A 16,347-nucleotide genomic window follows, 5' to 3' on the forward strand; every position below is an offset into this window, starting at 1 on the left:
TATCTGGATGCTTGATGTGAGAAGGCTGGCGCGCCGCTAGGCTCCCAGTGCGAGTCCTGCGCCGAGGGCTCCCATGGTGACAGCGATCCCGCCGTCCAGGATTCGCCAAGACGTGGGCCGCGCGAAGAAGCCGCGAAGGAATCTGGCACCAAAGCCCAGGGAGGAGAACCAGAGGACGCTTCCCAGCATCGCCCCGGCGCCGAACCACCATTGCAAAGGACTGCCCTGGGCGCTGGCCAGCGAACCGATAAGCGCGATGTCCAGGTAGACATGCGGGTTTAGCCACGTCAGCGCCAGGACGGTGGTGAGGACCGCGGCGAGGCCACGTTTGGTGTCGGCATCGGTGGACGGCGTATCGGAAGAATCGAGCGACTGCGGGCGAAGAGCGCGACGGGCAGCAAGCACCGCGTAAGCCACCAGGAACGCAGCTCCCACAAAGCGCAGAATCACGACGGCGGCAGGAGCGACCGCGATCAGTGCACCAGTGCCAAGCACCCCGGCAGCGATAAGAATGGCGTCTGAGAGTGCGCAAACCGCGACCACCGCACCTATGTGTTTGCCGAGGATTCCTTGCCGAAGCACGAAGGCGTTTTGGGCGCCGATAGCAACGATTAGGCCAAGACCCGTCACAAGGCCGAGACCTGCCGAGTTGAAGAAGTCAGAGAAAGTCACCCTTAGAAACTATGGGCGGCAGGAGACTTAGACCAGCTAATGTTTTGCATGTGCCGTAAGATTTTCTTATGTCGCAGTTTCCCTCAGAGCAGTTGCTGACGTTCGCCACCGTCCTTTCGGAAGGCACGTTGGATGCAGCTGCGCGCAGGCTCCGCATCACGCCGTCGGCGGTGTCCCAACGCTTGAAGGCGCTTGAGCAATCGTCCGGAAGGGTCCTGCTCCAGCGGAGCAATCCGGCGCAGGCCACAGAAGCAGGCGAAGTGGTGCTTCGCCTTGCCCGCCAAGTGGCCCAGTTGGAAGCAGACGCGAGCGTTGAGTTGGGCTTGGGCACGGATGGTCCGCAGCTGGCTGTGCCAATCGTGGTGAATGCGGACTCGCTTGCGGTCTGGTTCCTGCAAGCACTTGCCCGTGTACCCAGCGACCTCAACATCACCTTTGACCTGCACCGCGACGACGAACAACACTCCACCTCGATGCTGCGTTCGGGGACCGTCATGGCCGCAGTCACGGCCACCCCGGACCCGGTGCAGGGTTGCCGTGTGGAGAGCCTCGGGGTCATGCGTTACCGGGCAGTGGCAGCGCCAGTCTTTGTTGATCGTTGGTTTGCAGATGGGGTGGACGGAGGCAAGCTCAATACGGCACCAACCGTGGATTTCGACCGTAAGGACACCTATCAGTGGGCCTTCGTGGAATCGTGGCCGAATGCTTCAAAAGCACAACAGAAGGGGCCGCGACACTACGTGCCGGCTTCGCAGGACTTTGGCGACGCCATTCGCTTGGGCTTGGGATGGGGATTGATTCCGGAAGTTCAATGTGGGCCGGACATTGCTGAAGGGCGCTTGATTGAACTCGCCCCCGAGCGCCCCTTTGATGTTCCGCTCTACTGGCAGCGCTGGAAGACGGCATCGAGAGTGCTCGACGTCCTTAGCTCGGTAGTGCGCGAAGTCTCCGCCGAGTACCTTCGGACGCCCTAGTCCAGACGTTCCAGGTGATGGGTCGTGACCTGCTTTGCTGCCAGCGCTTTCTCCGGGCAACCCATTTCAGTTGCCTTCGAGTGTCCCGGACATCAAAGACAGTCAGGAAGCAACGGCCCTAAGAGTTAAGACAAGGGTTAAGATCCGAACACGCCCACGGATGCTCCTAAAAATGTCGGTGCCCCATTCCACACTGGAAACATGGCAAAAGAAGCAGCCCCCATCAGCATTCATCACAATGAAAAAGCCCCGGACGTCGAGTTCCACGTGACGTACCTGGATACAGACTCGGGCCACATCAGGCGCGAGGAATTTCCGGACCTGGCATCAGCCGAGCGCTTCGCCAGCGCGCAGCTCCATGACGCCGATTGCTGGGCAGTCGTGGATCACGTTGCAATCCCGCACGCCAGCCGCATGGTTGCCTGAGGCCGTACGCCGGACGTCCGCCCCGCCAGCTGTACTATTCCGCCAGCTGTCCTATTCAGGCCGGTTGTGGGCATGGCCGCCGTGTACGAAGTCAGACGACACGCCTTCGTACTTCAGCATCATCATCATTCCTTCTGCAGCATGGTCCAGGTTGTGGCAGTGATCCATCCAGATGCCCGGATTGTCCGCGTGCAGCAGTAGCTCCCATACGTCGCCCGGTAGCACGTCCACGGTGTCGAGGATCAGCGGCGACCCACTTGGGGCAACGCCGTTCCTGCTGAGTACTTGAACGTGGTGTCCGTGCGGATGCATGGGGTGTGGCTCCGCGGTGCGGTTCACGATCGTCATTTTTATGGTGTCCCCTTCGGCCACCTCAATGGATGGCACCAAGGGATAGGCTGCGCCGTTCACCGTAAACGCGTAGCGCGGAACTCCGTCAACAAAGCGGAACTGGCGATCCAAAACCAGTACTTCCTCCCGGACATTTTCTGCGGGTGCCGGTGTGCCAGCCACAGGTTCGCCATAGTGCAACAGGTCCAGGACGGGGGTCCTCGCAAAGACGCCCGGCTGTGCCTTCTCCGGGACGTCGGCCGCGTTCTCCGAAACGTCGTCTGCCTTCCCTGCGGTATGGGCGCCTTCCCCAGCCGAGTTGGCCGGGCCCGAGCCGGACGGGGCAACCACGACGACGGCGCTGGCCGCCGAGTCAGAGCGGAGCGTCACCTCGGATTCGGGCATTGTGAACGTGACGTCCATCCTTCCTCCGGCTCCAAGCCTTAATAGCTTCCCCGTGACCTCCTGAGGCTGGTTCACCTCCGTTCCGTCCACTGCCGCAACCTTGAACGCCGTTCCGTCCACAAGGTAACGCTGTGGCAGGGAATCAGTGTTGATGAGACGAACGCGAACGCTCGAGCCCGGAGCGGCCTCATGAATACTGCTACGGTCTGAGGAGCCCAGCAACCCCAGACCGCCGAGGTCGTGTCCCGCTACCACAATGTCAGTGTCCGCGCGCGGCAGTGTGGGGTTGTGCACGACGAATGTGCCGTAGAGGCCCTTGCGGACACCTTCGGCCGAGTCTTGGTGCGTGTGGTACCAATATGTGCCAGCTTGGGCAGCAAGGAACCGGTAGGTCATGGACTGCCCGGGCATGACGGCGTCCTGGGTTGCCCCGGCCACGCCGTCCATGGCATTGGGGACGTCGTAACCGTGCCAGTGCAAGGTCACGCCAGCGCTCACGTCCTGGTTCCTAAGCACAACTTCCATAACCTCGCCCAGTTGCGCTTCAATGCCGGGCCCGGGGAGGCTTCCGAAGGTCCATGCATCAGTGGATTCCCCGGAGGGCAAGGTTATGTGTTCCGTGCGGGCAGTGAGTTCATAGTGCCGGACCACGGCTTTGTCAGGGAGGTCGCCCACCAGGCTGGTTACCGGAATTGGGGCCACCACGGGTGCAGTGGGGACACCTCGGTGATGACCGACGGCGGCCGTAATCACCGCGCCATCGGCGGACCGGCTACCCAGCCAGGCAAAGACTCCCGAACCTAAAGCGGTGCAGGCCATGAGTCCGGCGACTGCAGCCGCCGCCGTCGTGCGCCTGCCAACCGTGCGCCTGCGAACCAGGCGACCCCGGCCGGGTGAGACGCTCCCGCCGGCACGAGCGGGAGGAGCGGGCGGACGCTGGAACGGAGGGAACAGCGCGAGCCTGGCTATCATCACAGTCCCTGCAACCAGGAACAAGAGAACCGCCAGCGTCCACGGGGCGGGGAACGGGCCGAGGACGAAGGTCAGTGCGAGTGAGGCAATAGCCGAAGCCGCGGCCGACACTATGGCGAGAACAGCCCATTCCTGGGTTCGGCCAACGCGTCCGGGCAGCTCCCTTGAACGTGGTGGGCCGGTGTTCCGTCTCCTCAGCAAGTACGGAACACCGGCCATCGCGGCCCAAGCCGCGGGGATGGCGGTCAGAGGCAGGCTGATGGTTGTGCGTTCGCTGGCAAACCACCAACTGCCCGCCGCCAAAGCGGGGAGCAAGGCGTAGCGCGCCGCCGTGGCAACGACGCCCAGGCCCAACAGAAGAAGTGCCAAGTCGACAACGCGTGGCTTGGCTGGCCTCTTGTCAGCTGTAGAAGAAATGGCCATCCAGGCGGCGGCTATCCAGGCGCCGGCGGCAAGGACGGCCAGCACCAAGTCGACGGCCAATAGCTGTGAAATATTCACAGCTGCCGCTGATCACGCCGTAGCGGACGAGGCGGAAGCATCCGATGCTGCTGCCTTGGGTGGAAGGGGCTGGGGGTTGAGTGCAAGCGCACGGGCACGCCTGAACAACCAGTAGGACATGAAGATGATCAGCAGTCCTGTGACGGGGTGGATGGCAGCCACCCACGACCCGGAGGGCGTGATGAAATCTTCGGACGATCCAGTGAGCATCCCGCCGATGATGAAGATGAACAGCTGCACCCACGTCATGAGGAAAATGCCGGCGGCAAGCCAAATAGTCCGGGATCCGGCTTTGGCAATAGCCGCGACAATCACAGCCAACAGTGCCGAATAGCGCAGCACGTATTGGCCGTTCATTACGTGATAGACGCCCGCTTCGTGCTGGGCTTCAATGCTGTTTTGGAAATGGAAGTAGCCGGCAAAAAAGAGCTGGGCAAGCCCTGATAGCAGGATGATTGCCGACAGGACCAGGAGGGTCTTACGCATAGGGAATCCTCTGGTAAAAAAGACACAGATTCTTCAAGGCCTACGAATCGTCGGCACCCTGGCTGCGGGCTACCCCCACTGCCGACGACTGGCCGCCAGGCTGCCTGGACCAAGGGCAGCCCTTCAGGGCGGAGAGCTTCACTTGGAATCCTAAAATTGCTGGAGATAAATAGCAATGGCCTAACGGCTATTCGTCTGTGGCAGCGTCCTTGCCCACATCCTTGGCGTCCATGATCCGGTACGCATATCCCTGTTCAGCCAGGAAACGCTGGCGCTTGGCCGCAAAGTCCTGATCCAGGGTGTCGCGGGCAACGAGGGAGTAGAACCGCGCGGAACGGCCGTCTTGCTTGGGCCTCAGCAGGCGTCCCAGTCGTTGGGCCTCCTCCTGGCGGGACCCGAAGGAACCCGAAACCTGGATGGCTACTGAAGCTTCCGGGAGGTCGATGGAGAAGTTGGCAACCTTGGACACCACGAGCGTCTGGATTTCGCCTTTGCGAAAGGCATCAAAAAGTTTCTGCCGGGCTTTGACGCTGGTTTCCCCCTTGATCAAGGGAGCATCCAGCCGCTCTGCGATCTCGTCCAGTTGGTCTATGTACTGGCCGATGACCAGCAATTGCTCACCCTTGTGCGCCGCCACGAGCTGCTCAACCAATTGGGTCTTTGTCTCGGAGGTTGCGCACAGCCGGTATTTGTCGGCGTCGTCGGCCATGGCGTAGGCCACGCGCTCGTCGCGTGGTAAATCGACACGGACTTCAACGCAATCGGCCGGTGCGATGTAGCCCTGTGCTTCGATGTCCTTCCATGGAGCGTCGTAGCGTTTGGGCCCGATCAGGCTGAAGACCTCGCCCTCCCTGCCATCCTCGCGAACCAATGTGGCCGTAAGCCCGAGCCGTCGCCGGGCCTGCAGGTCCGCCGTCATCCGGAAGATCGGGGCGGGCAACAAGTGCACCTCGTCGTAGATGATCAAGCCCCAGTCATGACCGTCCACGAGTTCAAGGTGCGGGTAAAGTCCACCGCGCTTGGTTGTGAGTACCTGGTAGGTGGCGATGGTGACGGGCCTGACTTCCTTGACCGCACCGGAATATTCGCCGATCTCATCTTCGGTCAAGGACGTCCGCTTGAGCAGTTCGTCCTTCCACTGACGTGCCGAAACCGTGTTGGTGACCAGGATCAGCGTTGTAGTGGAGGACGTCGCCATGGCGGCCGCGCCCACCAGGGTCTTTCCCGCACCACAAGGAAGAACGACGACGCCGCTGCCGCCGGCCCAGAAGTTCTCGGTTGCCAATTTTTGGTAAGGGCGCAACTGCCATCCTGTTTCATCGAGCATGATCAGGTGCGGCTGCCCGTTGACATACCCGGCGAGGTCTTCGGCCGGCCATCCCAACTTGAGGAGCAGCTGCTTGAGCTGGCCTCGCTGCGAGGAATGAACCACCACAGTCTCGCCATCGATCCTGGGCCCAAGGAGTGGGGCGATCTTCTTGGCGCGGATGACTTCCTCCAGTACGGGGTAGTCGTCAGTACGCATCACCAAACCGTGCTGTGGATCCTTTTCGAGGCGAAGCCTGCCATAGCGGGACATGGTCTCTTCGATATCGATCAACAATGCATGCGGGACCGGGAAGCGGGAGTACTTCAGCAGCGTATCCAACACCTGCTCGGCGTCGAGTCCGGCGGCGCGGGCGTTCCAGAGCCCGAGGGGCGTCAGCCGGTAGCTGTGCATGTGCTCGGGAGCGCGCTCCAGTTCAGCAAATGCCGCAATGGCGTGCCTGGCTTCTGTAGCGAGCTCGTGGTCGACTTCCAACAGAATGGTTTTATCGCTTTGTACGATCAGTGGACCGTCGGTCACTCTTGAATCCTCACTTGCGCAGCTCTCCTGCTGGTTCTACATCGATGATCCGGTGGATGGATAGCACGCGTTCGGTTTCCTTGCCGGGATCGAAGACCCTGACGCGGCCACCGGAGACGGAGACGGGCACCACGGTTTCGGTGTTTGCGTTCCCCAGGCTGTCCACCACGTTCATGGTCACGGCCTGTTTGAGCCGGATGGCTTTCTGAAGCGTTTCCAAGCCGAGCTGCGTAGAGGCTTCCCCTGTCGCATCAGCCGGGACGGCTCGGTGCTGCCGCAGGACCGAAAGTTGAGCTTCGACGTCGTCGTCCGGTGGGGCCGTCCGCGGTGCCGTGTAGACCGGACGCGCGCTGCCTGGCACTGCTGCCGTCCGCTTAAAGCGCACGACGGCGGGTTCCGAGTCCTGGACGGCAGGGGACAGTCCCAGCTCGCGAAGCACACGTGCAGTCTCCTTGGGGCTGGCGGAGGACGTCAGCACGGTGGGCGCGATCCGAACCAGGCTCAGCGCAGACGTGCGGGCCTCCTGCAACAGGTCAGTGATGGCCGATTCGTCGTCGCTTTGGATGAAGCTGGCACTGGAACCGATCCGCAAACGTCCGTGTCGGGAGGCTGTGTCCTGCACCAGGTACGCGAGCGGTTGCGGCACGTCGGTGGCTGAATGCTCGCGGAGGAACGCCAGCAGCGATTCCGCATCCTGGCCGGCGTCGAGGGCCCTGCGGATACTTGCCGTGGAAAAACGGTAGATCGACGCCGGGCCCTGGCCTTCGGCGTCAGCCATGAGCAGCAGCGTTTCGCTGAGCTCGGGCGCAAGGTAACCGGGTGCCACGGCTGTGAGGTCCGCTTGAAGGAGGATGTGGTTGACCGCGGCGGGCAGGTGTTCGCCGAGGAGGGTCATCGCCTCCTCCGGATGGCCGAGCGCGATGGCAGACCCCAACTGTGTGAAGGCCCCGGACCCCATCAAGCCCAGCAAAGTGGCTTCTTCCAGGATCCCCCTCACCAGGGAGCTGAACCGGCGGGACATCCGGGGCTGCGTCCATTCAGCACGTTGCAGCACCGCGCGCGCGTCCAGGACAGGTGCTTTGCCATCCGGAGCGGCCGCCTCAACCGTCAGTTCATTGAGGATCTCCAGAATCCTGCGCCGGACCACTGGAGCATCGGGCCTTTGTGCCTCCGCAGACAATGCATTGATGGTGCTGCCGGCCGAACCTGGATGGGATGGCGACCCGGAGGTCGACCCCGGGAGGGGCTGGCCCACCATGGAGGGTGCCCGCTCGCTGGCTAACCAGGCGTTCACCAGCCACAGCCACTGTTCCTGTCGTGGCAGGGAGAGCCATTCCAACGATGGCGGCTGGATCCACGTGGAACTGTCAACGTCCAGCCGCACAAGGCCGGCCAGTGCGCAGAACTCAAGCAGGAGGGCAGTTTCGTGGACGCCGCACCGGATGGATTCTGCAAGGCGCCGCAGCTCACGCACGCCCACGCCGCCGCTCCGGAGGGTTGCCAATGGCTGCTCGCGGACTGAGAACAGCACCTCGCTGGTGAGCCGTAGTGTCTCGGCGATGGCGCCCATCGCGGCATTGCGCCGGAGGGCAGCACTCGTGTGACCCAGTTCCGGAACCGGAGGGCTCAGGGTGAAGTCGTCAATGATCGCACCACCGCGAAGGGCGATGCCGACACTGTGCGGCAATTCGACGTGGCCGGCGTCCAAGGGAACCAACAGGCCGCGGGCCAGCAGCCAGTCGACAGGCCCGACGTCGGCGCTTTCGTGGGTCACGGAGGCCCGTCGTTGAGCTTGGGGGACCGCGCCCATGGCCCAGCTGCCGAACTTGTCCAGCAAGCCGAGGGTCCTCTCGGGCGCCGTGGCCAGAATCGCGCGCACGGTCTCTGGACTCGACGTCCAGCGCTGTAGGGACAAGGCGGCGTCCATGGGCGTGCTGGCGGGGTGGATGTCCAGGCCGCAGTGATGGAGCTCGGCTACGAGCTGGACCACGCGTTGGGCGAAAGCCGGCTGCAACCTCACCAACTCGGTGTAGCTTCGGCCCAAGCCTGCCGGATAGATGCCGATCACATCCTTCAGGCTTCCAACTGGAAGGTAGAACCGTTGCCGGGAATTTGGCTGTGAATTTGATGCCGCCGGCGGATCGGCCCGGTGGATCAGCGCCAACTCCTGGAGTTTGGCGAGAATGGGTTCCAGCGCAGAGAGAGTGGAACCGGCAATGACCTTCTTGAGTCCGGCGGCGGAAACACTGTGGCCAGTATCGGCATTCGTGCACAGGTGGAGAGTTTCCAGAACCTGCATTTCGGGCTTCGTGAGGCGCTCCAACACGCGTTGCACGCTTACTCGCGCACTTGCCCTGGCCGCCAAGGCAGCGAAGTCCGGGGCCATGGGAGAAATCAGGTCAGGTCGCGCGGCAAACAAGGCCCGCAGCGAATTGTCGCTGCGCGCTTCCAGTTCCTTGCTGAGCGCGCGAATTAGGGACATCAATCCAACGTTACCGCCACCGGGCCACTCGTGCGTGGCCCAGGTAAAGCCGGCCCGGTTGATTCGTTATTGACGGCGCTTGAATCGCTATTGCCGGCGCCGTTGACGGACGGCATCCAAAACCAGGATTACGGCAAGCATGAAGGCAACCGGCAGCCCATAAAGGGCGGTGGACGTGATCCACACCGGCGCCACTCCGCCGTTGAAGGCGATGGCCATGACCGCGCCCACTGCAGCCAAGGAGAGGATGGCGATCACGGCGGCAACGATCATGAAGGGGCGGCGGTAACCCGGGGAAGTCATGCGCCTAACGCTAGCAGCAGGGCCACACGAACCAGAGCTGTTGGCTACTGGGCGGTCTCCATCCGGGCCGGTGTGCAGTCAGGGTGCAGGAAAGGTGCAGCAACGCCTGAGTGAAAGGTGCAGCAAGTCCTGGGGCAAAAGGCGCTGCAAGGGTGAAGCAAAGGCGCCGCAAAGCGTGAAGCAAAGGCGCCGCAAAGCGGCGGCAAAGCATGAATAGGTGGTCCGGCAGGATAACCTTGAAGTAATAGACCAACACGGACCGTGCTGTCCTCCCTCGATCCCGCAAATCCCTGCGGATGCGGTGGCGGTGCGACGTGTCTCCAAAGCAAGAACGAAGAAGGTTGATTACGTGCCCACCGGCAAGGTCAAGTGGTATGACAAGGAAAAAGGCTTCGGATTCCTCGCGGCTGAGGACGGTCAGGAAGTATTCCTGCCCAAGACATCACTGCCCGCAGGCGTAACCGAGCTCAAAGCCGGTACGCGTGTGGAATTTGGCGTGGCCGACGGCCGTCGCGGTGCCCAGGCATTGGGCCTTCGGGTCCTGGACAAGACGCCCTCCATCGCCAAGGCCAAGCGCATGAACGCCAAGGACCTTGCGCCTTTGGTGCAGGACCTCGTGACCGTGCTGGATAACTTGTCCGGTACTTTGTCTTCCGGTAAGTACCCGGAAGGCAACAAGGCCAAGGCCATCGGTATGGCGCTGCGCAAGGTTGCCGACGAGCTGGAAGCCTAGGAACCGCCATGACTTCGGAATCCGCACAGGATACACAGGCCGGAAGGGACGCGCAGGCCAACCCTGAGGGCGTCACTTCCGCCGCCGACGTCCCTGTCACCGGGGGAAGTACTGTCATCGGGCAAGCCCCGGAAAACAGCGACACCCCTGCGCGGAAGCCGGTCGCAGCGAAGCCGCGGGCCGGCATCCCCGTGTGGCGCACTGGTAAGCCGGATGCGTTCCTGGCCGCCGCCGTCGACGCCGCGCGGGAAGCGGTGGAAACTATCGCGAGCCCCGGCGAGGTAGGTGCCCACGTAGGCGCAAAGTCCGAGGGCGACCGCGTGGTCACGCACTTGTTCGAGTCGAAGCTCGCGGGATACGGCGGGTGGCAGTGGTATGCCGTGATCACCCGCAATTCCCGCTCAAAGATCGTCACAGTGAGCGAGCTCGGCCTCTTGCCCTCTGACGATTCCATCCTGGCCCCGGAATGGGTCCCGTGGGCAAAGCGCGTCCGCCCGGAAGACGAGACTCCCTTGGTGGAGGAGACGGTAGAGGAAGTGTCCGAGGAATCAGTGCAGGCTGATGAAGACGACGCCGCCGAAGCATCCGATCCCGAAACTGACGATGACGATGACGACGCCCGCCTGGGCGATTAACGGCAGCGGCGCCGTCCGGTAAGAACCGGGACGGCGCCGTTTCCTGCCCTTGCGTGGAATTCCGCGGCAGTTACTTCTTCAGTTTTATTTCTTGAGTTCGCCCACGACGTAGTCGATGCTGGCGAGCAGGGCTGAGACGTCGTCCGGTTCGATAGCGACGAAAGTGGCAATACGAAGCTGGTTTCGCCCAAGCTTGCGGTACGGCTCGGTGTCCACGACGCCGTTGGCACGCAGGATCTTGGCGATTGCCGCAGCATCGATGGAGTCATCGAAGTCGATGGTGGCGATGACGTTGGAGCGGTCCTCAGCCTTCGCGACGAACGGTGTGGCGTACTCGGAAGCCTCGGCCCAGGAGTAGATGCGGCTGGCAGAGTCTGCTGTGCGCTTGCTGGCGAAGTCCAGTCCACCATTGCTGTTGAGCCACTGTACCTGCGTGTCCAAAGTCACAAGCGTGGACAGCGAAGGTGTGTTGTACGTCTGGTTCAGTTTGGAGTTGTCGATAGCGGTCTGCAGGTCCAGGAAGTCCGGAATCCAGCGGTCGCTGGCCTTGATCCGGGCGGCGCGCTCCAACGCCGCGGGGGAGAACAGGCCCAGCCACAGGCCGCCGTCGGAGGCAAAGTTCTTCTGCGGGGCGAAGTAGTAGACATCCGATTCGGCGACGTCCACGTCCAGCCCGCCGGCGGCCGAGGTAGCGTCCACCAGGACGAGCGAACCAGAGTCGGCGCCCTCGACGCGCTTGACGGGGGCTGCAACACCAGTTGATGTCTCGTTCTGGGGCCAGGCATAGACGTCAACGCCAGCCTCCGCCTGGGAGACCGGCCGCGTGCCGGGCTCGGACTTGATGATGGAGGATGCGTCCAGGAAGGGGGCTTTGTTGGTGGCCGCGGCAAACTTGGAACCGAACTCACCGAAGGACAGGTGCTGGGCCTTTTTCTCAACCAGCCCAAAAGCCGCTACATCCCAGAAAGCAGTGGAACCGCCGACGCCGAGGACAACCTCGTAGCCCTCAGGTGCACGGAAGAACTGGCTGAGCCCTTCGCGGACCGAACCCACCAGGTTTTTGACCGGCGCCTGACGGTGGGACGTGCCAAGAATGGTGGTCGATGCGGCAGACAGGGCCTGGACCTGTTCCGGGCGGACCTTGGACGGTCCCGCGCCGAAGCGTCCGTCCTTGGGCAGCAGGTCGGCGGGAATAGTGATGCTGTTGTCGCTCACGTGTGGCTCCAATGGGTATCGGTTAGAGAGGGGGAGGTGGGCAGGTGGCATCGGCTGCCCCTTCGACTCCCTCATTCTGCCTGACCGGACCCACCGTCAGGAATCTTCGGTTGTCATAGTCCGCCACGTGGAATGCCGGAGCACCACAGGCATTGCGGCCAAGGGAAAAATTATCCAGAGTAATTCCAAATAAGCTAGGCTGGGGTTACGTTCCTGAGGTGTCGGTTGGACACCGTCCACCTTGGCTGGGACGCGGTACGGTGGAGATTACGCAAGAAATGCGTTCGAGGAGAGCTGAGCTGGATGACGGATCTGATCGATACCACTGAGATGTATCTTCGGACCATTTTGGAGCTTGAAGAAGAGAACATCGTGGCTCTTCGAGCACGCATTGCGGAGCGTCTGCGGCACTCGGGTCCCACGGTTTCCCAGACCATTGGACGCATGGAGCGCGATGGCCTGGTGATTGTGTCCAACGACCGCCACCTGGAGCTGACCGAGGTTGGGCGCAAGCGGGCCACCGAAGTCATGCGGAAGCACCGCCTTGCCGAGAGGCTCCTGGCGGACGTCATTGGTCTGGACTGGGCGTACGTTCATGACGAAGCATGTCGCTGGGAGCACGTCATGAGTGAACGGGTGGAGCGGCGGCTCTATGAATTGTTGGAACACCCCACCGAGTCACCGTATGGCAACCCCATCCCGGGTTTGGAAGCCCTTGGCGGTCTCGCCAACCAGCCCCTTGCCCGCCTGGACGTGAACCTGCTGCATGCGATGGACGGGTACGCTGCCGATTCCCGTGTAGTGGTCAGCCGGCTTGCTGAACCCATCCAGGTTGAGCCCGAGCTCCTCACCCAGCTCGATGAAGGCGGAATTCGTCCCGGCGCGAGTGTCTCCTTGGAGCGGGTGGGGGAGTACATCTCCGTCCGCGTTCCCGGCATTGAAGGAGCACTAGAGCTGCCTCCCGAGGTAGCTGCGCACGTCTTCGTCGCCGTCAACTGACTCTGACTTTCCCGGACCGCGGGAGTGTCAAACCTCACTTTGGGGTGGCTGCCGCGCGCGTGACCTGCGGATTTCCGCGACTGATGCTATGGGGACACCCACAACACGGTCGTTTGGAAAGATAACGAATTTATTACCGCGGGCTTTAATCGCCTATAGTTATCTACTAGCGCCGATACCAAAGCGTTACCTGATCTGGAGCCGAGCTCTGCCAGCAGATCAGGTGTGTCATCAACTACTGGCAGAGGCGGGGGAACCACAAGCGGCTGCCTAAAGAAGCAGCCTTGGGGTGAAGTCCGCAGCAGAAGTGCCTACTAACGCAAGTCCTTCCGGGGACACCTGTGTGCCGTTTGCGCTTCGTGCGGACCGGGTCTTTGAACTCTCTGACCCGAATCCGACAGCTAACTTCGCAGGCTTTCCAGAGAGGAACAGAGTTTGACATCGCAGAACGTCAGGGGCCGCCGCCGCGCGTCCGGCCCCGCTGCTGAGCTGCGGCCAGCCCGCGCCGCAATGGAGATCCGGCCACGCGACACCCCGCGTCAGGTGCGCCGCCGTAAGAGCCCGTTGCGCCAGGTAGCCGACTTCGCCGCAGCCAGTGGTGTCGGGCAGAAGGCCGGTGTCGCGCTTGCCGCCACCGGACTTGCCCTGACTGTAGGCCTGCCTGCCACAAGCCCCGTCATGGCCACGTCCGAGTCCGGCCAGGCCGAGTCGGCCCTCTCCGTGCCCGGTGGCAGTCAGCCCGAAGTTTCTGCAGCAGCCTCTGCCAAAATCGATTTCAGTCGTGCAGCAGTCGCTACCGCCGCTGACCCGGACGGCAAGCTCAAGCAGTTGTTGAGCGCCCAGTCAGCGGGAAGCATACAGCGCGCCTCCTCACTTGGCACCTTGGGAAGTCCGCTGGACAAGCTGGTCACGGCATCGCCGTTTGGCTACCGTGTCAGCCCCCTTACCGGCGGCACCGGCGACTTCCACCGTGGCCAGGACTTCGTAGCCCAGTGCGGCACCGCTGTTCACGCCGCAGCTGCGGGCAAGGTCACGTTCGCCGGGTGGCATGAGTACGGCGGAGGCAACCGGGTCGTGATTGATCACGGCAACGGCCTTGAGACCACGTATAACCACCTGTCGTCCTTCAATGTCAAGGTGGGGCAGACTGTCAGCCGCGGCGATACCGTCGCGCTGAGCGGCACCACAGGAGCATCTACCGGCTGCCATCTGCACTTCGAGGTCCAGGTAAACGGCGAAGTCGTAGATCCCATGGGCTGGCTGTAAGCAAGTTGATGGTTGTCTATCGCATTCATGACACGCCCCGTGACCTGAATGTGACATTCACGAACATCTGTTGTACCGTCTAAAGCGCATCGGCTTTTTAGGGGGCCGATGCACTTGAGTGGATTGCCTAGCTCTGCCACCACTCAAGGTCCGTTCGCAAAAATCGTCTGGCAGGGGCGGGGGAACCAATTTTGGTCTTCGAGTCAGAAGACCTTGGGGTTAAGTCGCAAAAGCTTCCTTGAAGCGGCGCGGCCGGATGACTCCCATCCGAATCCGACAGCTCACCTCGCAGGCATTGGGAGAGGCTACCTTCGTGTCATCACGCACTACCCCTGCGCGCCATCGCGCCGAATTGGTTCGCACGAACCCGTTGAACAACCTTTCCAAGGCTGTCTCAACCAATGCAGGCACCGTAGGCCGCCAAGCTGCCGTTCTGGCCGCAGCCTCGGGGCTCGTTCTCAGCGTTGGACTCCCGGCCCAGGCCGCTGACACCGACGTCTCCAAGTCAGAATCCTCCAGCACCCAGCAGCTGGTCGCCACCGCAGTTGTTACCGCGGAGCCCACCGCAACGGTTTCCTTCGAAAGCCCCGTTGTGGCTACCAAGGAAGCTCCCAAGGTTCAGCGGGCCTCCCAGCGCACGGCAACCGAAGGCCAAGCGAACGGTACCCTCGCTTCCCTGTCCTCCAGCGCCAAGGATGCCGCTTCAAGCGCCGCGGCCTCAGGACTTGCAGCAATTGCTTACACCGGCATCGGCCACCCCTACGTCTGGGGCGGCACTTCCCCAAACGGCTGGGACTGCTCCGGATTCACCCAGTGGGTTTACGCCCAGGCCGGCATCAGCATCCCCCGCGTCAATGCCTGGACGATCATGACCTCCACCAGCACCCCTTCCCCCGGCGACCTCGTCGTGCAGAACGGTGGAGCCCACGTGGGCATCTACGTCGGCAACGGCATGATGATCAGCGCTTTGAACCCCAGCCAGGGCACGCTTCTGCACTCCGTGGCTTCCACTGGCACATCCTCGTTCTACACCCTCCGCTAGAAAATCCCATTCGGGGTAAGCCAGCATGCCCCCCAAGTGCTGGCAGCCCATTACCCGCGTGCGATCCCAGCGTGCGCGGATACGAAAAGAGAGTAATCATGACCAGTGCACACAAGGTTGCACGGCATCGAGCTGAGGCCCCCAAGACCAGCTCACTTGCCGTCATTGCCAAGGCTGTCAGCGACAACGCCGGTGGCGTTGGCCGTCAGGCAGCAGTGATCGCAGCTGCATCGGGCCTTGTCCTGACCAGCGGCGTTGCTGCAAATGCTGCCGACACCAACGTCCAGCGGGAATCTACATCTGCGTCTGCGCTTGACGTGCAGTCAGTTGCCCAGGCCACCATTGCTGCCGATTCCAGCGTTGCCATCTCCTACGAGCGCCCTGTGGTCAAGACTGTGGAAGCCCCGGCTCCCGTCGTCGAGAAGGCCGCAGCCAAGGAAGCTCCGGCAGCCGGTGGCACCGCTACTTTGGCGGTCAACTCGGATGCGTCTGCAGCCAAGGCGCCTGCTGCATCCAGCGGCCTCGGTGCGGCTATCGCTGCAGCGGCCTACGCACAGCTCGGCGTCACGCAGGACTGCACCATGCTGGTGACCAACTCGCTGGCCGCAGTCGGTATTCACTTCCACGATTGGCCGGCCGGCTACCTCTCCCTCGGCCGCACGGTCAGTGCAGCTGAAGCCCAGCCCGGCGACCTCGCTTACTATGCCAACGGTGGCTTCGGCGGAATGGCGCACATCGCTGTTTACGTCGGCAACGGCATGGCAGTCCACGGTGGATGGAACGGATCCACCACGGCACTGTTCAGCGTGAACGTTGGCTCCGGCCCGGTTTTCATCCGCGTCAACGGCTGATCAAATACTCCACAGAACACCCCGCAGGCGCAGGCCGGCGGGGTGTTCTGCTTTAACTATCGTGGCGACTCAACCTCGTGGTGACACCCATTTACGTCGCTGCCACTCAGACGGGCTGGCGACGCCCAAATATAGGTGTCGCCGGCCCCGTTTGCGTGGCTCTAGCGAACTTCCGCGTCCTCAGCAAAAGTGTCCCGCACATGAACTTT

15 protein-coding genes and 2 riboswitches are annotated in these 16,347 nt (G+C 62.4%); of the genes, 8 read left to right on the plus strand and 7 right to left on the minus strand.

The annotated features are described in order from the left end of the window. Nucleotides 1–36 precede the first annotated feature (36 nt). Nucleotides 37–672 (minus strand): LysE family transporter, encoded by a 636-nt coding sequence (locus tag LDN90_RS04500; RefSeq protein ID WP_223948079.1) that lies wholly within the window; start codon nt 670–672, stop codon nt 37–39. A gap of 68 nt (nt 673–740) precedes the next feature. Between LDN90_RS04500 and LDN90_RS04505 the strand changes: the two genes are divergently transcribed. Next, nucleotides 741–1,646, plus strand: coding sequence for a LysR family transcriptional regulator ArgP (locus LDN90_RS04505; protein WP_223948080.1), 906 nt, complete (start codon nt 741–743; stop codon nt 1,644–1,646). Nucleotides 1,647–1,847: 201 nt separating this feature from the next. Beyond that, nucleotides 1,848–2,072 carry a hypothetical protein gene (locus LDN90_RS04510; RefSeq protein WP_216926034.1) on the plus strand — a complete coding sequence of 75 codons (225 nt, stop codon included), beginning with the start codon at nt 1,848–1,850 and terminating at the stop codon, nt 2,070–2,072. Between the two features lie 51 nt (nt 2,073–2,123). On the opposite strand, the gene LDN90_RS04515 is transcribed toward LDN90_RS04510, so the two are convergent. The 5 genes from LDN90_RS04515 to LDN90_RS04535 form a co-directional block, all read right to left on the minus strand. Then, nucleotides 2,124–4,280, minus strand: a complete 2,157-nt coding sequence (locus tag LDN90_RS04515; RefSeq protein ID WP_223948082.1) for a multicopper oxidase family protein — start codon at nt 4,278–4,280, stop codon at nt 2,124–2,126. Nucleotides 4,281–4,292: 12 nt separating this feature from the next. After that, nucleotides 4,293–4,766, minus strand: coding sequence for a hypothetical protein (locus tag LDN90_RS04520; RefSeq protein WP_216926036.1), 474 nt, complete (start codon nt 4,764–4,766; stop codon nt 4,293–4,295). A gap of 187 nt (nt 4,767–4,953) precedes the next feature. Next, entirely contained in the window at nt 4,954–6,612 is a 1,659-nt protein-coding gene (locus LDN90_RS04525; RefSeq protein ID WP_216926037.1) for a DNA repair helicase XPB, read from the minus strand. A gap of 10 nt (nt 6,613–6,622) precedes the next feature. Further along, nucleotides 6,623–9,094 carry a helicase-associated domain-containing protein gene (locus LDN90_RS04530; RefSeq protein WP_223948084.1) on the minus strand — a complete coding sequence of 824 codons (2,472 nt, stop codon included), beginning with the start codon at nt 9,092–9,094 and terminating at the stop codon, nt 6,623–6,625. 87 nt (nt 9,095–9,181) lie between these two features. Further along, nucleotides 9,182–9,397: a hypothetical protein gene (locus LDN90_RS04535; RefSeq protein WP_223948086.1), complete on the minus strand. Its 216-nt coding sequence runs from the start codon at nt 9,395–9,397 to the stop codon at nt 9,182–9,184. Nucleotides 9,398–9,746: 349 nt separating this feature from the next. On the opposite strand from LDN90_RS04535, the gene LDN90_RS04540 reads away from it, so the two are divergent. Together LDN90_RS04540 and LDN90_RS04545 are read left to right on the plus strand one after the other, a co-directional pair. After that, entirely contained in the window at nt 9,747–10,130 is a 384-nt protein-coding gene (locus LDN90_RS04540; protein WP_216926040.1) for a cold shock domain-containing protein, read from the plus strand. An 8-nt stretch (nt 10,131–10,138) separates the two neighbouring features. Further along, nucleotides 10,139–10,765, plus strand: coding sequence for a DUF3027 domain-containing protein (locus LDN90_RS04545; RefSeq protein WP_223948087.1), 627 nt, complete (start codon nt 10,139–10,141; stop codon nt 10,763–10,765). 84 nt (nt 10,766–10,849) lie between these two features. On the opposite strand, the gene serC is transcribed toward LDN90_RS04545, so the two are convergent. Next, complete coding sequence (serC, locus tag LDN90_RS04550) at nt 10,850–11,980, minus strand: phosphoserine transaminase (RefSeq protein WP_223948088.1); 1,131 nt, start codon at nt 11,978–11,980, stop codon at nt 10,850–10,852. A gap of 303 nt (nt 11,981–12,283) precedes the next feature. Here serC and LDN90_RS04555 point away from each other — a divergent pair, with 303 nt between their 5' ends. The 4 genes from LDN90_RS04555 to LDN90_RS04570 all read left to right on the plus strand — a co-directional run bounded on the left by LDN90_RS04555 (nt 12,284) and on the right by LDN90_RS04570 (nt 16,138). Continuing rightward, nucleotides 12,284–12,979: a metal-dependent transcriptional regulator gene (locus tag LDN90_RS04555; RefSeq protein WP_216926043.1), complete on the plus strand. Its 696-nt coding sequence runs from the start codon at nt 12,284–12,286 to the stop codon at nt 12,977–12,979. A gap of 189 nt (nt 12,980–13,168) precedes the next feature. Next, nucleotides 13,169–13,410: riboswitch (cyclic di-AMP (ydaO/yuaA leader) on the plus strand. 4 nt (nt 13,411–13,414) lie between these two features. Further along, entirely contained in the window at nt 13,415–14,245 is an 831-nt protein-coding gene (locus tag LDN90_RS04560; protein ID WP_216926044.1) for a M23 family metallopeptidase, read from the plus strand. 138 nt (nt 14,246–14,383) lie between these two features. Beyond that, a riboswitch (cyclic di-AMP (ydaO/yuaA leader) is annotated at nt 14,384–14,554 on the plus strand. A gap of 4 nt (nt 14,555–14,558) precedes the next feature. Continuing rightward, nucleotides 14,559–15,287 carry a C40 family peptidase gene (locus LDN90_RS04565; RefSeq protein WP_263426279.1) on the plus strand — a complete coding sequence of 243 codons (729 nt, stop codon included), beginning with the start codon at nt 14,559–14,561 and terminating at the stop codon, nt 15,285–15,287. 98 nt (nt 15,288–15,385) lie between these two features. After that, nucleotides 15,386–16,138, plus strand: a complete 753-nt coding sequence (locus LDN90_RS04570; RefSeq protein WP_216926046.1) for an NlpC/P60 family protein — start codon at nt 15,386–15,388, stop codon at nt 16,136–16,138. Nucleotides 16,139–16,347 lie beyond the last annotated feature (209 nt).

Origin of the sequence: Arthrobacter sp. NtRootA1, assembly GCF_019976975.1 — a bacterium.
Taxonomy (GTDB): domain Bacteria; phylum Actinomycetota; class Actinomycetes; order Actinomycetales; family Micrococcaceae; genus Arthrobacter; species Arthrobacter aromaticivorans.